Origin of the sequence: Emticicia agri, assembly GCF_004168285.1 — a bacterium.
In the GTDB taxonomy this organism is placed as follows: Bacteria; Bacteroidota; Bacteroidia; order Cytophagales; family Spirosomataceae; genus Emticicia; species Emticicia agri.
The window spans coordinates 13,515-28,338 of record NZ_SEWF01000006.1 but is presented as its reverse complement, the minus strand read 5'-3'; the positions used below and the strand labels follow the sequence as shown (position 1 = coordinate 28,338).

The following is a 14,824-nucleotide window of genomic DNA, read 5'->3' as shown; positions in this document are numbered from 1 at the left end:
CCGGTAATTACAGCCAGTTCTCAGCACTAAATAAACTAAAAAGGAGGCCTTTAGCTCAAAAGGTCTCCTTTTCATTGATTTAATTATTTCGACTAAGTAATAACCTTAGATTTATTCAACAAATAAGTACGTAACTGATTGATACTTTTAATAGCTGCTTTTTTATTATCCTTTAGTAACAAATCATAAATGCGCTGTATCTGTGTTCTGGCTTCCTTCTCCGAACTCAGATTGGCTACTGCTACCTCTAACTGATAAAGCAAGCCATTTATCTGTACTGCATCAGCCTCCATTAATATAGCTGCCCTTAACTGACTGGCATTTTTTTCAAATTCAACACTATTTTCATATTCTGTGGCTTTCTCTACCGGGTAGCTTTGCTTTTCGAAACTCTCTTCCGGAATACCATTAAAAGCATAATAACAGACAATAAGCATAAAAAGGAGTACAGATAAAAAATTCTGAAAATAGGTTTGTCGCAGAAGAAACATGACTTATAAAGTTTTCTACAAAATAGCCCCTTTAAGATTAAATAGAGTTTACCCGAATATTAAGAAAAAATAAAGTTTCATTCCTTTCAATGCCTTTAATATGCCTGTTTTAGCTTTCAGAAACGTGGTCTTAGCAGTTTCTTAATATTACGGCAATAGTAAGTTTACATCTTAACCCGACCTTTGTGGCATTAAAATAAAAGTATATGAAAAGAATACCTTATCAATTGAATCAGTTTCACTGGAAATATACAGCCAGAATCACTAATGGGTTTAATGAAGAGCGTATCTATGAAGATTCAGATGATGAGTTTTATGAGGAGGCATTTGATGGTGATGAATTTGATGAATTTTATGAAGATGAAATCTCTATTAAAGAGATGAAACTGGTTGCTTAACAGAAGTTCATACGTACAGTATTATAGTTTGTTTAGGTTAATTGATTGAAGATTAGCAGAGGAATTTTTCTTCTGCTTTATTTTTTTCTTTACATTTTGGTAATATCCTCTTAATCAACAATTTATAATAGTTTCTCAAATTTGTCTATATGAATAAAGGCAAACATTTTCGGACAATAGTGCTTTCTGACTTACACTTGGGTACAAGTGGTTGTAAAGCGAAAGAGGTAACAGAGTTTCTCAAACAATACCACTGCGAAAGACTCATCCTTAACGGAGATATAATTGATGGCTGGCAACTAAAAAAATACGGAAACTGGAAGAAAAAGCATACAGCTTTTTTCAGAGTTGTGCTGAAAAAGATGGATAAACATGATACCAAAGTGATATATCTGCGTGGAAATCATGACGATTTTCTCGACCAGATTCTGCCTTTGGTTATTGGCAAACAATTTCAGATACGCAGAGACTATATCCTTAAATCGGGCGACAAACGATTCTATATAACACATGGCGATGTGTTCGATAGTGTTACTACTAATATGAAATGGCTGGCGCATTTAGGCGACCTGGGCTATACTTTTTTACTGTGGCTGAACAAAAATTACAACAAATACCGTGAATGGAGAGGATTACCCTATTACTCGCTATCGCAGCAGGTAAAGCAGGCCGTAAAACTGGCGGTGAACTATGTAACAGATTTTGAAGAAAAATTAGCCGAACTGGCCAAAGCAAAAAACTGCGATGGTATTATCTGCGGGCATATTCATCAGCCTGCCATCAGAACCATAGATGGGATTTTATACCTTAATTCGGGCGACTGGGTAGAAACAATGTCGGCATTGGTGGAAGATTTTGATGGCAACTGGAGTCTGGTCTATTATTCGGTAAGCGATTGCAAAGCTGAAGAAGAATCGGAGGAAGAAGAAGTTGAAGCTATGAAAGAAGAAAGGTTTGTTTTACCAAGAATAGCAGCTACACTATGAGGTTTTTGTTAATTGTACAAGGAGAAGGCAGAGGGCATCTGACTCAGGCCATTGCACTAACCGAAATATTGGAAAACAATGGTCATACAGTAGTGGGTGCTTTGGTAGGTACTGCTCATGGGAAAGATGTTTCTTCTTTTTTCTCAGAAAACTTCAGAAACAAGATTATTCCATTTGCAAGCCCCTATCTGGCTTATTGCCCAAAAACCAAGGCATTAGATATAACCAAAACCATTACGCATACAATTTTTAACCTGCGAGGCTATTTGAGCAGTCTTAAAAAGATTCGACTTCATACAAAAGAACTGAAGCCTGACATAATTATTAATTTTTATGATGTTTTAGGCGGAATCCATCAGTTATTGTTCCGTTCTAAAGTACCAATGGTTTGTATTGCACACCAATATTTATTGCTTCATCCCAATTTTCACCACCCAAAAAATCATTGGTTAGACAAACTATTAGTCAATACCAATACCCGTATTACAGCTTTAGGTGCAGCCAAAAAACTAGCACTCTCCTTTACCCCATTTGCTGACGCTAAAAACCAGAGAATCTTTGCCATTCCACCCTTGCTTCGGTCAGATTTGTCACGTTTAAGTACCAATGCTCATAATTATCTGCTCGCTTATGTAACGCAACATTCATTAGCCGAGCAGATAATGGCGTGGCACGATAAAAATCCTGGTGTAGAAATGCACTGCTTCTGGGATAACCCTGACTACAGCGACACTTACCAGTATTCGCCTAATCTTCATTTTCATAAAATCAATGGCAAAAAGTTTCTGGAAATGATGCAGAATTGCCGGGGGTTAGTTACTACCGCAGGTTTTGAGTCGGTATGTGAAGCCATGTATTTAGGAAAGCCTACGTTTATGATCCCAGTACCCAAGCATTACGAGCAAGCCTGTAATGCCATAGATGCCAGTAGAGCAGGTGCAGGCATCAGCGCAACAAGTTTTGACTTAACCGCCTTTATGAACTATCTGCCTTCGCATAAAGATATCAGCGCAGAATTTAAGGCATGGCATAGCCGTAGCAGTTTTATCTTTTTAAGAGAAATAGAAAGTTTGTTTAATATACCTGAACGCCGTACCTTCCGTCGCCTTGAGGTTTTACCACAATTGGTTAAACGCCTGGCCTTGTCTCTTGTTTCGCCTTCAACCAGAAGCTAACAATAGTCCATCAGCAAGTTTCTCAATTAACCTTAGCTCAAACACTTGCACTATAAACGTATGTAGTGTCCCAATAGAAAATTTGCTGAGAAACCCATAGTCAGGAAAACGACGTATTAAACGAGCCAAAGCTCGTTTTTTTTGATTTTGTCTGAACTTTGATTTAACTGATTTAACTGATTTAACTGATTGAATTGATTTAACTGATTAATTTTTCTTATAAAGTAAAGTTGTCTGTACATAATCATTTCCAAAATCATAATAATCAGCACAATCAGGTAAATCACAGTTCAGACAATAATTACTTCATCACCGTAGATATTTCTTTACCAATCTCTTTTCCGTTCTGGAAATCAAAGCCCAAGAATTTAGCGGCTGTTTTCGCTATCTGATTCTGGAATAACTGTCCTTCTGTTTTGATTTCACCCAAGGCAGGAGTGTCCGGGCCAATGACTGCAAACCATATTTGGTAACAATCGGACACTTTTTGCCCGTGGCTTGTCCATTGAGACTTATTCTTATCACCTCTACCGTGGTCGGTAGTAATAATAAACGTTGTTTTATCTTTATATTTCGGGTTGCTCTGGCAATACTTCCATAAGTCGCCAATGAATTTATCTACTGTATTGGCCGCAAAAAGATATTCGTCATATTTGGCTTCATGGGCAAATTCATCGGTTTCATCAAACGACAAAAAGAATACTTTAGGGTCGTTTTTCTTGATATATTCCTTTGCTAAGTAATAGGTAACAAAATCGTGGCGGTCGCTGGCTAAACTCGGATAATTTGACTGGATTTCGTTTAACATCTCCTCTTTATCAGTCGTTTTGCCTTCTACTAATTCTTTACCCGAATTAACCGTAATACCACTGCGTTGCTCGTTAATAATGTATGGAAAACAATCCCAGGTTGCGTAGGCTGCTACTTTTCCTTTTAAGCCTTTTTGTTGGTTCAGAAACTCTAATACCGTAATATTCTCATTTTGTTTTTTGTCATTAGAATTCACTTTATCATCAGCGTATCCGGTCAGAATTTCATTATACCCCGGATATGAGAACCAGTAAGGGTTCATGACATTTACCTTATTATTATGCCAACGATTCCCATACAACTGTCCTTCTCTGGCAATGGTATTCCAGAAAAAAGGCAGCAATTTCTTTCTTCTCTCTTCTAAATTATCTGAACCGAATGTAGTTTTCAAACGGTCTTTGTTTCTGACAAACTCTTTTTTATTTAACAGAGCCGAGTCCATGCCACCAAAAACTTCCTGCCAGCGAAAACCGTCGGTCGTAATAATAAATACGTTCTCCGTTTTTTGCTGGGCAAAGGTCTCAATAACTAATAAAAGCAATACAAGTATTTTTTTCATAGTAGATAGATGTTTTTTATGATTTTGTGCGAGGAGAAAATGATTAACTAATATCAACTTAACAGCGAATAGAATTCGCCGTCTAATTAAACAAAGGAATGAGTTTAGTAGCGCGGACTTAAGTCCGTTTAAGAAAGAAAAAATACCCATGCTACGTTCGCTTTGTTATCTTAGGCAGCGACCGCAAAGGCGGATCGTTTCTATTCGCTGACATTTATGGAATGGGCTAAATAATCTTCACAGATTTTCAGAAAATAATCTAAATCAGGCAATTGCTGATGTTCTACTTTAGCGGCTTCGTCCCATCTGCGCATTCTGATAATAAGATCGAAATAAGGGTTCTTTTCGAATGCCTCTACTTCTACCTGCTCCATTTTTCCTCCCTGAAACGCAAGGGTTTGTTTACTGGCATCAGACAAATGGTTATAATAAGCCGGATTGGCATAGCAAAGGTAACGTTTGGCATTTACATGATTCTCTACCAGTACGGCTATTTTTTCAGAAAACCCTCTGTCTCGGAGCCAGTCAGCAGCTACCCCTTCATGGTCTTTTCTGCCGTAATTTGCCATCAATTCTTCTTCTGAAGCCGCCGGCAACAGATGCCCGATGTCGTGCAGAAAAGCAGCTATCTGCACTTCTGCATCAAAGCCTGATTTCTCGGCCAGAATAGCTGACTGTGCGGCGTGTTCAAACTGGCTGACAGGTTCGCCATAATACTGCTCATCGCCTTGCGACAGAAAAATGGCACGAATTTCATCAATTACCTGATTCACTTGCTTCATGGGTCTAACTTATGGAGGCTTGAATTAAAAAGTAGCGGAACAATGCTCCGCTACTTTCAACTCTTACCTATGATGTACAAAAACTATTTCATAATCCAGACACTATCGTTAATGTCGTCTTTACCGGCATACTGGCTATTGATAGCGTCATTATAATTTTTGGTGTTCGTATTGCGTTCAGAAATCGGATATTGCCAACGAAGTGCGATACGGTTGGAGTTACCATTACCTACCCCTGTTTCAAATTTAGGAAAGCCCGTACGTCTCCAGTTGAAATAGGCTTCCATGCCCGAGTTCATAAAAAATGCTGCATATTTCTGGCTGATAATCTGTTCTAAACCTGTTGTGGTTTTACCGTCATATTTCACCATATTCTGCGCATAGTATGTATCAAAATTAAAGTTAATTGTAAAGGTTGATAAATCTGCTGCTTCTCTACCCCCTGTTCTTGAGTAGGTCATGGTATTGGTTCCGTTTACAATTCCGTAGAAACTAATTGATGCCTGAATACCTTTTTTATACCATGATTCTGCATCGCCTGTTGCCCAGCCTCTGTGCAAACCTTCTGCAATGTTGAAACACATTTCAGGGTAACCTACAATAAACGTGTTTTCGGCAGTATAGTTGCGGTAATAACGGTAACGATTCTGGAACGAATATACACCCGGCGCAAAACCTGCACCGTTGTTTCTTCCGGCTTTATCACTCATATCTGCCAAATCTTCTGCCGAACTTGCCCCTACATAAGCTGTATAGTCTGACGGCAATTTACCTGCTTTTAATTCTGCTCCTGCAGGCTCAGTAGTAACCATTACACGTGGGTCGTTCAAGCCTGATAACAAGCCTACATACGTTTTCGCCATGTTCTGACGGGTAGCATCAAAACCAAAGTTATCAGGGTTAGACGGATATTTGTTAAAGTTGTTATACTTAAACTCCAGGTTATCTTCCATACCTGCAAACAAAGGGTATTTGGTAGGATTACCTAAAATTTCAGCAAAACGGGCTTTTACATTCAACTCACCCTCTGCTTCTTTTTTGCTCAACGAAATCAATACTCTCAGTTTAAAAGCATTGACTGCTTTCTGCCATTTACGCAGGTCGCCACCAAAATAGAAATCACCCTGTACAGTCTGCCCCTGTGCAATTAAAGAAGCCAAATTGTCATTAGCCTCATCAAGCCATTTCAAAATCTGTACATATACTGCTTTTTGTGTATCATATTTAGGAGTGGTGTTCTCAATACCTTTCAAAGCCTCTGTTACCGGAAGGTCACCTACACGCTTTGACATTTCGTCGATGAAATAGGCACGGAAAAACTTACCAAGCGCAGTATATCCGTTTACCTCTGCCAGACCTGCACGTTTAGCCTCTTCTTCCATTTTCACTACGTTTTTAAGCGTATTGTAGTGGTTCGGAGTCGATGTCCAGGTATATTCATTCGTCGCATAATAGTTATAGTTTGATGCATAGAATTGATTCCAGCGCATTTCGGCACTGAAAGGGCGACCTGTATTATTGGCTAAGTCGGCTTCAACGCCTTGCAAAACCAAAGAAGCAGGCACATTTACCGGACGGTTGGGGTCTTTTTCAAGGTCTTCAAACGATTTTTCGCAACTGCTAAGGGTAACAGCTAACACTGCTAAAGCCCCTGCGAATATTTGATGTATCTTCATTTGTAAATATTTTTATCTGAATGATGTTGAAATAAGGCTCAAAAGAGCAATAAGTGAAATTAGAAAGTGAAGTTCAGGTTGATACCGTATCTTCTGGTCGAAGGTGTTTGCAGACCTGAACCACCATCATTGATGTATTGGTTCAAATCAATGTCTTTCTTTTCAGCAAAGTACAATAGATTTCTACCTACCAAAGATACCGAAGCATTTCTTACCACACCGCCAAACCATCTTTCAGGCAATGAATAACCAATTACCACTTCACGCAACATGGCAAACGAGCGGCTCATCAGGTTACCATCATCAGTATTATAATAACGGCTTACGTAATCTTGTACAAATTGTTTTGTATCATTTGTCTTATATTGTAATTCGCCATAATTGGTAATAATACCATTGGCATCAAATCTGATCGGTACGCCATTAGACACCTGTACACCTTCGCCTACATAGGCTTTGATACCTTTGTAGTCCTGCTCACGGGCAACACCCATTACGCCTTCAGTAGTACCTATATGACGACCACCACGGTAGGTCTGACGCTGAATATAGTTAGAGATTACCCCACCGATACGACCATCAAACTGGAAGCTGAAGCTCAGGTTTTTGTAATTGAATCTGTTATTGATACCAAATACAAATTTAGGATTGATATACCCCAAGAATTGTGCTACTGGTGTAGTAATCGGACGACCAGAAGCATCATTGATAATTTGTCTGTCTGGTGTTCTTGCAAAGGCAGTACCATAGAATTTATCTAAACGGTCGCCTACTTTAAAGAATGTATTCAGACTCTCAACACCCGGATAAATCTCTGTTAATCTCTCCTGGAAAGTAGAGTAGTTGACTGTTACATCCCAGTTCAATCCATCAGCATTTTTGATTGGTGAGCCTGTCAGGGCAACTTCCCAACCTTTTTTCTGTGTTTTGATACCGTTGACAAGCGCTGCGGTATAACCTGTAGTTGAAGAAATAGGTAATGAGAAGATTCTTGGTCCTTCGTTCGATATAAAATACGTTACATCTAAACCAATACGGTTTTGTAATACTCTGAAATCAAGACCAACCTCAGTTTGAGAAGTTGAGCTTGGGTTCAAACCAGGGTTGTTTAAAGTTCCTGTAAAGTAAGCCGATGGCTGGTTATTATAAGCAAATGGCGTAGAATAAACCGCAGAGTTGCTATAAGCAGGGCCATCATACGGAGAATAGTACTGCTCGCCATAACCTATCGGGTTGCCATCGCCTAAACTTGGTGTTGAACCGATAGTAGAACGGGTCAGACCATCTTTAACGTTTGCATACGAACCTCTCAGTTTGAAGAAAGAGACTACCGACGGAAGATTGATGTAATCAGATAAAACCGTTGAAGCAGAAACCGATGGGTAGAAGAAAGTATTGTTACCTGATGGTAAAGTTGATAATTTATCTACACGGCCTGTGGTTCCGATGGTGATGAAGTTTTTGATTGTAAAGTCGGCAGAATAATAGCCTGAATTTACACGCATAGCCGAATTGAAGTTAGCCGAACGAACAGGGTTAGCTGAGTTGCTGAAATTGTATAAACCAGGCACATTCAGGTAATCGGTAGACCCATATTGGGAGCTATACTCAAACGTACGGATATTACCCCCTGCCCAGATTTTTGCGTTTAAGCCTCTAACAATGTCTTTATCAAATTTAAGCAAGATGTCGGTGTTGTTTTCGAACAGGTTACGGCGGTCTTCACGGTAATCACCACGACGTTCATCACGGCCATAAGAACCTGCTGAATAAGGCATTTTTTCGCTACGGAACAAGTTCCAGGTAGTAATCTGCGAACGAAGCGTTGCCTCTAAATAATCTGTAAATTTATAGGTTAAAGCGGCCTGACCAATAATATCAGATTTCTGATGACCTCTCAACCACTCATAACTCATAAAATATGGGTTATTGTAACGTTGGTACTCAGCATAAATCTGTTGGATACCTTCTTTACCCGGTTGCCAGTAGTTACGCATATCATCCACATCCCAGTCAGCACCTGCCCAAAGTGTCATGTTATAGATAATTGAGTTAGGACCGTAGTTAATATCAGGAATATTCGGTGTATATTGTCTGTTATACTGTAAGTTCGATGTGAACGAAAGTCTGTCAGAGAATTTATAATCAGCCGCTATATTAAAGTTGCTGATGTTGAGTTTGGTATTAGGCACAATCCCACGCTGCGAAATCTGTGAAGTAGAAAAACGTAAGTTATATTTTTCTCCTGATGCAGAAACCGCAATATTATTCGTTGAAAGGATACCAGCCTGTAAGAAACGGGCTAAGTTATCTTTACCACGGGCAATCCAGGGTGTTCCTTGTCTTACACCTGTAACAGGGTCAACCGGGCTATCATACTGAGGTATCAACTGGCCTTCAAATTTAGGTCCCCAGCCACCATCATAATCACCATCGTTCAATCCACCACCTTTACCATCAACAAAGGCATAACGGCCGTGATCGCCGGGTCCATATAAATCCTGAGTTTTAGGGATTGCATAAAATCCTTTATCTAACATGGTCGAAGAGTTTACCTCAACCGAGAATCCACGTTTGTCTTTCGAACCACGTTTGGTAGTAATCAGAATCGCACCGTTTTTACCACGGAAACCATATAAGGCCGAAGCAGAAGCACCTTTCAATACTGAATAAGTCTCAATATCATCAGGGCTGATGTTCCAGGTATCTGAGTTAATCGGTACACCGTCCACAACATATAATATCTCGGTATTACCACGTAACGAAATGTTTGGTTTACGCAACATTTCAGGTTGTGCACCAATGGTCAAACCTGCTACTTTACCTGCCAGCGCATTGATGGCATTAGGCTCACGTGCTTTAACGGTAGAAGCACCATCAATTGACTGGATAGCCACCCCGATACGGCGAATGTCTTTTTTGATACCCAAGGCCGTAACCACTACCTCGTTCAAAGTTTTGGTATCTTCGTTTAGTGTTACGTTTAGTGTAGTCTGGTTACCTACGGTACGCTCTTCTGTTACGAAACCGATGGCCGAAAAAACGATAACTGTGTTTGAATTAACATTGCTCAATCTGAAATTTCCACTGGCATCTGAGTTTGTCCCATGATTGCTTCCTTTCACTAACACGCTTACACCCGGAATACCTTCACCATTGGCAGAAGATATTTTCCCGCTTACTGATGTCTGTGCATAAGTTGCCTCACTGATGAACAGACCCGTCAGAAAAACTACCATGCATAATAGGAGTTGTTTTTTCATAAACTATTTGTTTTTTGTTTGATTTTGTAAAGAGTTAAGTCATTAAAAAAATTATAATTGCCAGCATGATTTTCAGGATGCAAAAGTACATTTCTTACATTCCTTGAATGTTAAGCCCTAATTAAGCTATTGTTAAGTCCATGCAGAAATTATCCATTTTTTCACACCTTTTTGTGTAAAAACATGAAAAAACAGGCATTTTTCAAGAACTAAGTAATTTTACTCATGCAGGATTGAGTGCCAGAAAGCACCACAAGTAGGCAAAGTCGTAACCGGCTTATTGACGGTATGGTGGAGGATAATAGGTCAGTGAATTTTTGAGGTTTAAGGATAGTTTAAAGTGTGCAATAAAACTCTTCTGTTATACGTTTAAAGTAGCCTGATAGCCGATACTCAGCAAAGCGATAAATTTCTTTTCTTCTCTGGTTCTACTAAGCAATAAAAAATTGATGCTTAAAAACCGGTTAGAAAAGAAATTTCAGGGTAGGTACAAAAGGGTGCGTGTTTTTTTCATAAGTAGGTATTTTTTGAATCTGATAATAGATTTGCATGGCATACAGCTCCAATTTAGCTACTTTTTTTATAAACCAAATGTCTTTTTTAATTTTTTATTAAGTTTTTCTTAACATTCAATTACTGACCTTCTGAAGGGTTAAAAACAGAGATTTATTTTAATCTCTGGGTTACAATTCCTTTACCATAATATAATATAACAATCGGTTTTTAACTATTAGATTTGAAACCTAATCAACTCACAAAAATGCTGAATGTATTTGAATCGAAAACTTTGGTTCAACCTTTAATCGATAGAGTATTTAATGAAATCAAGCATTATCTCTATCCATCTTATCGTTATTTGCAGGGTAATTGTCACTGCAATGCTCACTTGAGTTCTTTGCTGTTGAAAAAGCATGAAATACCGCACAAAAAAATCTGGGTTTTTGCTCCTTGCCGCTATTCTGAAACTTCAAGTGAAGTATTCCTGATTCAAGACCATAATCAGATAGCTCCTAAAGGGTATATCCGATGGGGCTATCATGTAGCTCCTATCATTCAGTCAGGCAATCGGGAATTGATTTTTGATTTCAATTTTTCAGAAGACGCCCCTCTTAGCCTGGAAGAATGGTTGAATCATATGAATACCAAGAATTATCAGTATATAATTGAGGAACCTGAAAATTTTCTTTTTTATTCGTCGCCCGGACTTCAAAATCCTCATAAAAGCCTTTTTAATGGCAGTTTTTACCCGATTGAAGGCACTTGCCTGGAAAATAGATGGTTTGAGAAAGGATTAGCTGCTAATGAAACGGCCCTGATTATGCACGAAGAAGTGATTAAACCTGCTATCAGAAATAATGCCCCTGCTACGCTTATCAACGATTATAAATACCTGATTGGCAGTATCAACAATTTTGAATGTGTGTTCAGAGACAAGAGTTTTAATAAAAGAATGACACCTGAATTTCAGGCAAAAAACCACAACCTGATTAACTATTACCGGGGTGTTTTTGAAGATACTATTGAAAAATGGGCTAAACTCATACAAGAAATTGTGTGAGTTTATGCTCTCTTGCTGGTAGATAGCTTTTGAAATCGGTAAACTTTACTGTGTAATATTGATTACGTAAAATTTAGCACACTCTATCTTACGTTTATTCATTATCGTTCAACACTCTCTTAGATTGATAAATGGTATTATTAAATGCTTTTCAGGTCTGCTGAATGATAGAAAAAGAAAACCCTCCTGAGAAAAATCCTAAGACTCTTTCAGGAGGGTGAATATATAGTCAGGTTGTGAAATTAGTAATAAATACGGGGCTGTTGTTGTGCCTGTTTTTTCTGTTTCTGCTTATCAATAATTACTCCACCCACGGCACCTGCCGCTGCACCTGCCGCCGCACCAATCAAGGCACCTTTACCCTTTTTATCCTTAGCAATCGCTACCCCTGCCAATGCACCCACACCTGTACCAATCAAAGCACCTTTCAGCGCAGGATTCATTTTCTTCTTAGCCGGAGTTGTTGAAGCATAAGACACGGGAGTGTAACCACTATTAGATGAGCCACCGTCTCTGTAAACTACGGTTTCTTTAGTTTTGGTTGCTGTATTGGCTTTTTTGGCTTTTGCTATTTCCTCTTCTCTTACCAGATTCATTGAGTCAATAGTTGCCTGTTTCATACGCTCTATTTGTACTACTCTGTTTACCGAGTCAATTGCAGCTTGTCTGGCTGCTTGTATCTTATCATTTGTATTTTCTTTGTTATTACACCCCATTGTAGCTACTACAAGTGAGGCAAGAATTATTACATTTTTCATAATTGTATCGTGTTTATTTGTGGTTATTGACAGTAACACGTCTTAAAAGTTTAAAATTGATAATAACAGCTAAAATTTATCAGCTATATTAATTCATAAAAAAATAATTCCCGGTATGATGAAAAGTTATTACAGAAGACAGCAACCAACCATAAAACATTGATAATAAACAACTTAACAGAAAGCAAATTACTTTATTGGGTAATTTACTTGTAGCTAAGTATGTATAATTTTTAGGGTAATTACGGGGAATATTTTCCTCAAAACGTAATTTTTTAGCTAAAACTGTCTGATTTACACTTCTATGAAAGCAGGAAGAAGAGAGACGTATTTCTTGAGAATGTAGATATAAAAATGCCCTTTTTTAAGTGTTATTTTCACACTTTTTTAGCTATTTCGAATGATTACTTAACAAAAACATAATATGTTTTATAAAAGTAAGTCAGTTATTTTTGTCAAAAAACAGCACCTTATGTACCCAATCAAATTAGTTGTTTTCGATATGGCTGGAACTACCGTTCAGGACAAAAAAGAAGTTGAAACCTGTTTTGCAATAGCTTGCGAATATGTAGGCTTGAATGTATCAGAAGAAAGGATACTGGCCTTACAGGGCTATTCCAAAATAGAAGTTTTCAGAATGCTCTGGGAAGAGAAATCAGGCAAAGACCATCCTGAATATAATGAAAACGTACTTTATTCTTACGACTATTTCCGTATGATTCTGGAAGAGCATTACCGAAATAGTGAGGTACTGCCCACCGAGGGTTGTTTGGAAGTATTTGAGTTCTTGCGCAAAAATAATATCAAAATAGCCCTGACTACGGGTTTCTATCGGGTAGTAACTAATATTATTCTCGAAAAATTAGGCTGGCTTGCGGGGTTAGAATACAATTATGTGAATACATCAGGCAAGTCCGTCATAGATTTATCTATTGCCAGCGATGAAGTACCTAAAGGCCGCCCGGAGCCTTATATGATTCAGAAAGCCATGAAACTGATGGGTGTTACTGACCCTTACGAAGTAATAAACATCGGTGATACTCCTTCTGATTTAAAATCAGGTGTAAGAGCCGGGTGTCGTTTGTCTTTAGGAGTAGTAAATGGCACACATACCCGCCAGCAATTAACTATTCTGCGTAATGATGGCTTATTAAATTCGCTGAAAGATTTAAAAGACATTATTATTAAATTAGGGGTTCTTAGTGAAGCATAAATGAAAAATTTCGATATTATTATAGTGGGTAGTGGTATTATGGGGGCTTTTCATGCTTACCATGCCGCTAAAAAAGGCAAGAAAGTCCTGATTATAGAAAAAGACAATTTTCCGGTCAGTTCTACTGTTCGCAATTTCGGGCAGGCTGTACCCTCAGGTTCAGCCGGAAAATGGTTTGACTTTGGCAGAAGAAGCCTTGACATTTACAAAGAAATCCAACAACAATTTGATATATCAGTCAGAAAAAATGGCACTGTCTATTTTGCTTCTGACGAAACCGAATGGCAATTAGCTAACGAACTATATGACATACACCACAGTCAACGTTACGATTGTATTCTGCTCTCTAAAAGACAATGCCTCGATTTATATCCTGAACTCAAGGAAGATTATGCGCGTGGGGCTATCTACTACCCTAACGAGGTAAGCGTAGAGCCTAACTTGCTTATCTATAAATTGCTACAATACCTGCAAGAGCAATTACAAGTTACTTACTTGACCAATACAAGTGTGATTGACTGCGTGGAAACATCAGACAAAGTAACTGTTACCACAAGTGGCAATACTCAATACACTGCCGACAAAGCCATTATTTGTAGCGGCTATGTATTTAATCTGCTTTTCCCTGAGGTATATGCCCAGAGTGGCATGATAGTGAGCAAATTGCAGATGTTGCAAACTGTACCTATGACCAATGTATCAATCAAAGGGAATATTCTTACCGGGCTTTCTATTCGCCGTTATGAGTCTTTTGAGCAATGCCCTTCTTTTAAAAATATCACTACACCTGACCATTACGCTGAATTAAAAAAATGGGGTGTCCATATCCTGTTCAAACAGGCCATTGATGGTTCTATTATCATTGGAGACTCGCACGAATACGCACCTGTCGGACGCACCGACGAATTAGGTTTTGATACGAAAACCTATATCAACGACCTCATGCTGAAAGAGGCTGAACGTATCATGAGTTTTCCGGTCAGGAAAATTGCCCGTGCCTGGGCAGGCTTCTATGCCCAACACCCCGACGAGATTTATGAACATGACATCAGCCCGAATATTCATATCCGTACGGGTATCGGCGGCAAAGGTATGACTACCAGTGCCGGGTATGCCGAACATGTGATTGATAGCTTGTTGTAAGAACCATTTTCT

At 38.7% G+C, this 14,824-nt stretch carries 12 protein-coding genes; 6 read left to right on the top strand and 6 right to left on the bottom strand.

The window, feature by feature from the left end; translation table 11 throughout:
- Positions 1 to 92: 92 nt before the first annotated feature.
- On the bottom strand, positions 93 to 491 hold the full coding sequence (locus EWM59_RS05370; RefSeq protein ID WP_130019917.1) for a hypothetical protein: 399 nt from the start codon (positions 489 to 491) through the stop codon (positions 93 to 95).
- Between the two features lie 206 nt (positions 492 to 697).
- On the opposite strand from EWM59_RS05370, the gene EWM59_RS05365 reads away from it, so the two are divergent.
- The 3 genes from EWM59_RS05365 to EWM59_RS05355 all read left to right on the top strand — a co-directional run bounded on the left by EWM59_RS05365 (position 698) and on the right by EWM59_RS05355 (position 3,050).
- Positions 698 to 889: a hypothetical protein gene (locus EWM59_RS05365; protein ID WP_130019916.1), complete on the top strand. Its 192-nt coding sequence runs from the start codon at positions 698 to 700 to the stop codon at positions 887 to 889.
- Between the two features lie 149 nt (positions 890 to 1,038).
- Positions 1,039 to 1,875, top strand: a complete 837-nt coding sequence (locus EWM59_RS05360) for a UDP-2,3-diacylglucosamine diphosphatase (protein ID WP_130019915.1) — start codon at positions 1,039 to 1,041, stop codon at positions 1,873 to 1,875.
- Entirely contained in the window at positions 1,872 to 3,050 is a 1,179-nt protein-coding gene (locus EWM59_RS05355; RefSeq protein ID WP_130019914.1) for a glycosyltransferase family protein, read from the top strand. Before EWM59_RS05360 ends, EWM59_RS05355 begins: the two co-directional genes overlap by 4 nt.
- A gap of 301 nt (positions 3,051 to 3,351) precedes the next feature.
- Here the strand turns inward: EWM59_RS05355 and EWM59_RS05350 are convergent, their stop codons facing one another.
- The 4 genes from EWM59_RS05350 to EWM59_RS05335 all read right to left on the bottom strand — a co-directional run bounded on the left by EWM59_RS05350 (position 3,352) and on the right by EWM59_RS05335 (position 10,140).
- A complete protein-coding gene (locus EWM59_RS05350) occupies positions 3,352 to 4,419 on the bottom strand; it encodes an alkaline phosphatase family protein (RefSeq protein WP_130019913.1) in 1,068 nt (355 codons plus the stop codon).
- Between the two features lie 200 nt (positions 4,420 to 4,619).
- Entirely contained in the window at positions 4,620 to 5,201 is a 582-nt protein-coding gene (locus EWM59_RS05345; protein WP_130019912.1) for a phosphonate degradation HD-domain oxygenase, read from the bottom strand.
- An 83-nt stretch (positions 5,202 to 5,284) separates the two neighbouring features.
- Positions 5,285 to 6,877, bottom strand: coding sequence for a SusD/RagB family nutrient-binding outer membrane lipoprotein (locus tag EWM59_RS05340; RefSeq protein WP_130019911.1), 1,593 nt, complete (start codon positions 6,875 to 6,877; stop codon positions 5,285 to 5,287).
- A gap of 59 nt (positions 6,878 to 6,936) precedes the next feature.
- On the bottom strand, positions 6,937 to 10,140 hold the full coding sequence (locus tag EWM59_RS05335; RefSeq protein WP_374755936.1) for a SusC/RagA family TonB-linked outer membrane protein: 3,204 nt from the start codon (positions 10,138 to 10,140) through the stop codon (positions 6,937 to 6,939).
- Positions 10,141 to 10,900: 760 nt separating this feature from the next.
- Here EWM59_RS05335 and EWM59_RS05330 point away from each other — a divergent pair.
- Entirely contained in the window at positions 10,901 to 11,698 is a 798-nt protein-coding gene (locus EWM59_RS05330) for a protein-glutamine glutaminase family protein (protein WP_130019910.1), read from the top strand.
- 242 nt (positions 11,699 to 11,940) lie between these two features.
- Here EWM59_RS05330 and EWM59_RS05325 read toward each other — a convergent pair whose 3' ends face one another.
- On the bottom strand, positions 11,941 to 12,456 hold the full coding sequence (locus EWM59_RS05325) for a YMGG-like glycine zipper-containing protein (RefSeq protein ID WP_130019909.1): 516 nt from the start codon (positions 12,454 to 12,456) through the stop codon (positions 11,941 to 11,943).
- 472 nt (positions 12,457 to 12,928) lie between these two features.
- On the opposite strand from EWM59_RS05325, the gene EWM59_RS05320 reads away from it, so the two are divergent.
- Together EWM59_RS05320 and EWM59_RS05315 are read left to right on the top strand one after the other, a co-directional pair.
- Positions 12,929 to 13,669, top strand: a complete 741-nt coding sequence (locus EWM59_RS05320) for an HAD family hydrolase (protein WP_130019908.1) — start codon at positions 12,929 to 12,931, stop codon at positions 13,667 to 13,669.
- Entirely contained in the window at positions 13,670 to 14,812 is a 1,143-nt protein-coding gene (locus tag EWM59_RS05315; protein ID WP_130019907.1) for a TIGR03364 family FAD-dependent oxidoreductase, read from the top strand. It abuts the gene before it with no gap.
- Positions 14,813 to 14,824 lie beyond the last annotated feature (12 nt).

What these genes read in the sequence shown, in the direction of transcription:
- EWM59_RS05370 (WP_130019917.1), bottom strand. Translation starts at nt 491, where the DNA reads ATGTTTCTTCTGCGACAAACCTATTTTCAGAATTTTTTATCTGTACTC.
- EWM59_RS05365 (WP_130019916.1), top strand. Translation starts at nt 698, where the DNA reads ATGAAAAGAATACCTTATCAATTGAATCAGTTTCACTGGAAATATACA.
- EWM59_RS05360 (WP_130019915.1), top strand. Translation starts at nt 1,039, where the DNA reads ATGAATAAAGGCAAACATTTTCGGACAATAGTGCTTTCTGACTTACAC.
- EWM59_RS05355 (WP_130019914.1), top strand. Translation starts at nt 1,872, where the DNA reads ATGAGGTTTTTGTTAATTGTACAAGGAGAAGGCAGAGGGCATCTGACT.
- EWM59_RS05350 (WP_130019913.1), bottom strand. Translation starts at nt 4,419, where the DNA reads ATGAAAAAAATACTTGTATTGCTTTTATTAGTTATTGAGACCTTTGCC.
- EWM59_RS05345 (WP_130019912.1), bottom strand. Translation starts at nt 5,201, where the DNA reads ATGAAGCAAGTGAATCAGGTAATTGATGAAATTCGTGCCATTTTTCTG.
- EWM59_RS05340 (WP_130019911.1), bottom strand. Translation starts at nt 6,877, where the DNA reads ATGAAGATACATCAAATATTCGCAGGGGCTTTAGCAGTGTTAGCTGTT.
- EWM59_RS05335 (WP_374755936.1), bottom strand. Translation starts at nt 10,140, where the DNA reads ATGAAAAAACAACTCCTATTATGCATGGTAGTTTTTCTGACGGGTCTG.
- EWM59_RS05330 (WP_130019910.1), top strand. Translation starts at nt 10,901, where the DNA reads ATGCTGAATGTATTTGAATCGAAAACTTTGGTTCAACCTTTAATCGAT.
- EWM59_RS05325 (WP_130019909.1), bottom strand. Translation starts at nt 12,456, where the DNA reads ATGAAAAATGTAATAATTCTTGCCTCACTTGTAGTAGCTACAATGGGG.
- EWM59_RS05320 (WP_130019908.1), top strand. Translation starts at nt 12,929, where the DNA reads ATGTACCCAATCAAATTAGTTGTTTTCGATATGGCTGGAACTACCGTT.
- EWM59_RS05315 (WP_130019907.1), top strand. Translation starts at nt 13,670, where the DNA reads ATGAAAAATTTCGATATTATTATAGTGGGTAGTGGTATTATGGGGGCT.